The 4,678-nt window shown below is 32.4% G+C and carries 3 protein-coding genes; 1 reads left to right on the top strand and 2 read right to left on the bottom strand.

The window, feature by feature from the left end:
• Window positions 1-85: 85 nt before the first annotated feature.
• Window positions 86-1,210 (bottom strand): cytochrome c3 family protein, encoded by a 1,125-nt coding sequence (locus TH606_RS11040; RefSeq protein WP_068544038.1) that lies wholly within the window; start codon window positions 1,208-1,210, stop codon window positions 86-88.
• Window positions 1,194-2,192 (bottom strand): tetratricopeptide repeat protein, encoded by a 999-nt coding sequence (locus tag TH606_RS11035; RefSeq protein ID WP_068544036.1) that lies wholly within the window; start codon window positions 2,190-2,192, stop codon window positions 1,194-1,196. Before TH606_RS11035 ends, TH606_RS11040 begins: the two co-directional genes overlap by 17 nt.
• A gap of 364 nt (window positions 2,193-2,556) precedes the next feature.
• Here TH606_RS11035 and TH606_RS11030 point away from each other — a divergent pair, with 364 nt between their 5' ends.
• Window positions 2,557-4,260, top strand: coding sequence for a cytochrome c3 family protein (locus TH606_RS11030; protein WP_082863637.1), 1,704 nt, complete (start codon window positions 2,557-2,559; stop codon window positions 4,258-4,260).
• Window positions 4,261-4,678 lie beyond the last annotated feature (418 nt).

The following is a 4,678-nucleotide window of genomic DNA, read 5'->3' as shown; positions in this document are numbered from 1 at the left end:
AGGGAATTAGGGGCAAATTATCTGAAGCAGACAGTTGGGTGGACATTCTCGTGCTCGTCGCAAAAGGTGTCCAGTAGTATACAAACTAATAATTGTGGCATTTAGTACATATTTTTCCACCAGTAACATCTTCTATTAGTAAATGTTTATAAATTGAACCGTGGGGATTATGACAACTGGTACAGCTTAACATCCTTCCTTTTCTTAAAGGATCTTTTGGTCCTAATAAAGGATGACTTTTTAGTGGATGTCCTCTTTTTAATCCTTTGAATTGCTGGTGACAAGTAGTGCACCACTTGTTTATAGGACCATCTTTTAGCTGATAACGATAATTTGTAGCGTGAGGATCATGACAAGCAACACATCCCAATGCAGATAAAACTGCATGTACATTTAAACCCGGTGTCGAATCTATGTAAATTTCTTTATCTTTATGACACAAAATACATAATGCTACTTTTTTATTTTTTTCCAGTTGAAATCTGTATGGTCCAGCATGGGGATCATGGCAGGCTGTACAATCTCCAGAGCCAACAGGGCCGTGCACATAGGCCATGTCGTGATATTTTTGGGCGCTTAAATGGCATCTTATACAAAGCTCTTCTGGTTTTCCGGTAAAAAGACGAATTTTTTCTTTCCCATGGCAATAACCACATAACCAATTCCCCGCGGGAGCATGTATATAATATTCTTGTGGTAACATATTTTTATGACATGAAATGCATCGCGGATCAAAAGGACCATAAATAGCTTTATTTATTTTTATTCCTTTTGGAACTTTTTTGGTATGACATCTTTGGCAAGATGGAGGGATTATGTATTCTTTATGAAAGATATATATGTCAGGATCATTAATATTTAGAGTTAAAAGAGTTCTAATGGGTATGTATTTTATTTTCAATAAGTGTTCCTCAGGATTAATGACAAATTTATTTTCTCCTTTTTTCAGTTTTATTCTGAAATGGAAAAAATTTGTTTTTTGTATTTTCCAGTTTCCTATAGGTAAAACAATATTTCCTTCACTTTTTAAGTGTATTTTTTGATATTGATTTGTTTTTATTACTATTGTTATTTCAGGTTTCCTTTTTAAGATTATTGATTCATTCTTAGGGGTAAGAATTGTAATATCAGCTATGCTCGTAGAGTATTTTATTATTGATAATAATAGTGTAATAGTTATTACTATTGCTTTATTAAAATATATTTTCATTTGATTGTTTTTTTATTTTTTCGTATGCTTTTCTATAGTATGTGGCTGCCTTTGCAATTTCTCCTTTTTTTTCGTAGATATTGCCAAGTAAAAATAGAACGTCTGGATTATTGGTTATTGATATTCTTTTTAGTTCGGTAATTGCTTCTTCTAGCTTTCCCTGTTCTGCCTTTATTTTTGCCAGACAGATAACCCCTTTTGTTGATTTTTCATGTTTTAAGCTTTCTTCTAGTTCTTTTGTTGCTAGTTCTAGTTTGCCTTTTTTGTAGTATAAACATCCCAAAATAATACGGGCTTTATAATAATTTGGATATATTTTTAAGGCTTTTTTGATTTCTGTAATTGCTCTTTCTTCTAGGCCTCTCTTTATTAATGTTATAGCAAAATTTAAATGTCTTTCAGCTTTTCTTTGATTTTCTGGTTTTTGCTTTTTGGGCTTTTGGGTATGTTTCTTATCGCCTGTCAATGCCAATAAGACTATGTTTGTTTTTTGAGCTAAATTTTTTGTATATCCAATTCCATCAATAATTTTACTATTTTTATCAAGGATAAGTACACTTGGTAGTATATAAATTCCTAGCTTTTGATATGCATCTTGATCTTTATCTATGAAAACAGGGAATTCTAGCTCATTTTCCTTTATTATTTTTTTTATCTTGTCTATTGGGTCTTTTTGCGTGTTAATAGCTACTAACTTGATTTTCTTTTGTTCCCAGTCTTTATAATAATTTTTAAATGATTGTAGTACTTTTATTGATCTTTTTTCTTTTATATCTGAGTCAGCTCCCCAAAAGAGAATTACAGATATGTAGCCTTTTAAACTTTCAATACAAAACTTGTTATCTTCTAAAGTATATACACAAAAATTTGGTATTGTGGTATCTTTTTTAATGTTTCTATAAGGAAATGACCAACTTTTATTGGAAGGAAATCCTTTAAATATTATTAATAGTATTAAGCCAAGTTTAAATAGTCTACTCATAGCTTATCCTAAATTTTATTATATTATTTTATTTATTTTCCTGTTTCTTTTTCAAAATTTCAATGTCAAATATCAATAGTTTACTTCCCCTCTCTTTCTTAAGGTTTAAAATTTTTGAAGTTATATTTAAAAATCGCTTTTATCTGTTATTTTTAACTACTATCTAATAAAAAGAAAATTTTTTCACATGCTATTGAATTAGGATTTCCTGCTATGGAATCATGTCCATTTGAAAATAAAAAATAAATATTTCTGTTTTCTATGAGTTTTTTTATCTTTTAATCAGTTTTGAATTTCACCAGGTGGTACTATATGGAATTATAATAAGTATCATATATTCTTAAATAGATCGTGGGGGGAGATCATGATCGCTCATTTTTTTAATTTATTCTTTTTATGTTCTCTTTTTTTTATTTTATCTATGGGCGTAGTTTTAGCAAAATTAAATATAGTTTCTCCGCCTGATAAGGTCTGGGTTACAGAAGAAAAAATTTTTTTGGCTGGTTTTGTTGAAGATAACCAAAACATTAAAAAAATCTCCTTTAAAGGTGCAAAAGTTATCTTACCTAAAGATGGCAAGCTTCTATTTGATGGTCAAACTTTTGGGGCCATTCTTTCTTTGAAGGAGGGGTTAAATAAAATTGAGGTTTCTTCAGGGAAAGATAAAATAGTTTTGGATATTTTTTTCCTCTCGGAGAAATACCAAAAAAGAGGCAAAAAGGTTCCTGAAGGGTTTAAAAGATTTTATGTTCACAAAGATCCATCTTTAATATCTTGTAAGGAATGCCATGTTACTAGGAGAGGAAAATTAGACTTAGCGTATGTTAGTTCTACTCCAGCCAACTGCACAACCGGAAAGTGTCATTCTGATAAAGGAAAGGAAAAATATGTTCACGGTCCTGTGGGAGCTAAAGTTTGTATTACTTGTCATTCACCTCATGGTTCTTTTTATCGTTTATCACTTGAAAGACAAGGGCAGGAATTATGTTTTGCCTGTCACGAAATTAAAAGAGAGGAATTTAATAAAAAGATAATACACTCACCAGTTGAGGAAGGTTGTATAGATTGCCATGATCCACACGAATCCGCTATGCGTTTTCAGCTTAAAGGGGACGGCCAAACCTTAAGTAGCTTATGTTTTAACTGTCACGAAAAAGAGCTCTTTACTAAAAAACATGTTCATGGACCAATAGGAACGGGGGATTGTATAGCTTGCCATAATCCTCATTCTTCTAACTTCCAATCCTTATTAATGGCTCCTCCCGAAAAAGGTGAGGTTTGTTTTTTATGCCATACAGATAGAAAAGAAGATTTTTCTATGGAATTTGTACATGAGCCAGCCGTAGAAGACTGTAGCCAGTGCCATGATCCTCATAGTTCTGATAATCGTTTCCAGCTTATTATGCCAGGTGCATCGTTATGTAAAACATGTCATGAAGAAATTTCTCCTGAAGTTTTTAGCGCTATGAATGAAAAATATTTTCATAAACCGGTTAAAGATGGCAATTGTACAGCCTGTCATAAACCGCATTCAGCAAATTATTCTTCTCTTTTAATTAGTGCTCAAGAAGTTTTATGCTTTTCATGTCACGTGGATTTAGGAGATTATATTAAAAGTTCTCGCTATAAGCATGGGCCTGTAGAAACAGGAGATTGCGTTGCTTGTCATAACGTTCACGGTTCAAAATATGTTTCTTTATTGATTAGATATTTCCCTCCGGCATTTTATACAGATTATAAGCCCGAATATTATGATTTATGTTTTGGCTGTCATAATAGAGAAATCGCTAAGACAAAATTTACCAGTATATTGACAAATTTTAGAGATGGAGAATGGAACTTACATTACTTGCATGTACATCGCAAAAAAGGACGAACTTGTATTGCCTGTCATGATCCTCATGCTAGTGACCAGGCCAAACATATTAGACCAGAAGTTCCTTTTGGTATGTGGTCTTATCCCATCAAGTTCACCTTGAACCCTAATGGAGGAACCTGTGTGGTTGGTTGTCATGCTCCTAAAAGTTATAACCGTTTAAAGCCAGTAAATTGGAATCCTGATATATAATTTCTTAATGTGAGAAAAAACAAATGATATTATGGGGGCAAATAATATTATGGGGGCTGTCATGGCAGCCCCTTCTCTGTCATTGTGAACGGAGCGAAGCATTTTTCCCAAGTCTAGCAAAGGACCTGAGATACGTCGCCTCTCGATAGCGCTCTATCTTATAATAAATAAGTTGGTTAAAATATTATCTCTCTGGACACTTCTAGGCTTATAGTTCCTTTCATAGATAATCATCATGTTACTGTGTGTTAGCGTGAAGGGATTCCTATTTCTAGTGTGTACAAAGAGGTCTGTAAAAATTATCTCTTTTAAATTTATATTTATTAATTAAATCAATAATAAACTAATCAACAATACGACTATTCAAGCTATATCACAGATAGCAAGTCCATAGTGTTTCGTCAACTGTGTCCGCAGG

Source organism: Thermodesulfatator autotrophicus, assembly GCF_001642325.1.
Classification (GTDB): Bacteria; Desulfobacterota; Thermodesulfobacteria; order Thermodesulfobacteriales; family Thermodesulfatatoraceae; genus Thermodesulfatator; species Thermodesulfatator autotrophicus.
The sequence above is the reverse complement of the archived record's forward strand: the minus strand, read 5'-3'. Positions and strand labels throughout refer to the sequence as shown.